The sequence below is a fragment of the Leisingera sp. F5 genome (genome assembly GCF_001593695.1).
Genome location: NZ_LUKH01001183.1, coordinates 1 through 1,210, shown reverse-complemented (window position 1 = coordinate 1,210; position 1,210 = coordinate 1). Strand labels below are relative to the sequence as shown.

Sequence of the window (1,210 nt, the reverse complement as noted above, 5' to 3'; positions counted from 1 at the left end):
GCCAGAAGAATGCCGAAAATTGCAGCGGTTCTGATCATTTGTGCCACTCCCTATCAGTCCAGCACGTAACCGTAAGAGCCATTGAAGTCCTGCTTGGCGACTTCGGCCGCCGGGCCGTTTTTGGAACGGGAGGTGCGCCCGAACAGGAACAGATCCTTTTCGCTTGGCGGTGCAACCCGGTCGGTCGGCAGTGTCAGCGCCTCGCCGCGGGTCGGGGTCACCAGATGCGCGCTGACGATGATCACCAGCTCGGTCTGCTCGCGCTGGTAGTCGGCGCTGCGGAACAGCGCGCCCAGCACTGGCACGTCGCCCAGCCAGGGCAGCTGCGAAGAGTTGTCGAGGAATTCGTCGCGGATCAGCCCGGCAATGGCAAAGCTTTCCCCATCGCGCATCTCCACCGTGGTGGAAGTTTCCCGGCGCGTGAAGGCGTCGATGGTCAGGCCGCTCAGCTCCAGAGCATTGGAGGGGTCGATGGCCGACACAGCGGCATTCAATTCAAGATTGATTAAATCGCCATCTATCACCCTGGGGATGAAGTTCAGCTCGATCCCGAAGGGTTTGAATTCAACAGTAATGACGCCGCCTTCTTGAGCAATCGGTACCGGGTACTCGCCGCCAGCGAGGAATTTTGCCTCCTGTCCCGACAGGGCGGACAGGTTGGGTTCCGCCAGGGTGCGGACGACGCCCTTTTGCTCCAGCGCTTCTAGCAGCAGGCTGACCTGGACAGAACCTGCGTTGAAGCCGAACAGGAAGGCACCGGTGTTTTCGTTGGCGGCTGGGATGTTGCCGGCCAGCGAATTGGCCAGCGCGCCGGATGTGTTCAGCGTGTTGATGCCGCCGGTGCGGCCATTGCCGGTGCCGCCGTTAAAGCCCAGCGAGGCGCTGAGGGATTTTGAGACCGAGCGCTGCATTTCGGCAAAGCGGACTTTAAGCATGACCTGCTGCACACCGCCGACCGACATCAGATTGCTGACCCGTTCCGGTGCATAACGCTCTGCCAGGTCCAGCGCCCGCTGCAGCCGTATTGCGCTGGACACGGTGCCGGACAGCACGATGCCGTCATTGGCGGTGCGGACTTCGATATTTTCATTGGGCAGGATCTGGCGCAGACGTTCCTTGAACTCGGTCACATCCGCGGCCACCCGCACATCGACATTGGTGATCAGCCGGCCGGAGCCGTCCAGCAGCGTCAGTGTGGTCAGGCCGGGTG

The 1,210-nt window shown here is 61.6% G+C and carries 1 protein-coding gene; it reads right to left on the bottom strand.

Translation table 11 applies throughout. The features are described from left to right. Nucleotides 1-53: 53 nt before the first annotated feature. On the bottom strand, nucleotides 54-1,210 hold a 1,157-nt coding region (locus A2I95_RS39965; protein ID WP_291737882.1), incomplete at its 5' end, for a type II and III secretion system protein family protein.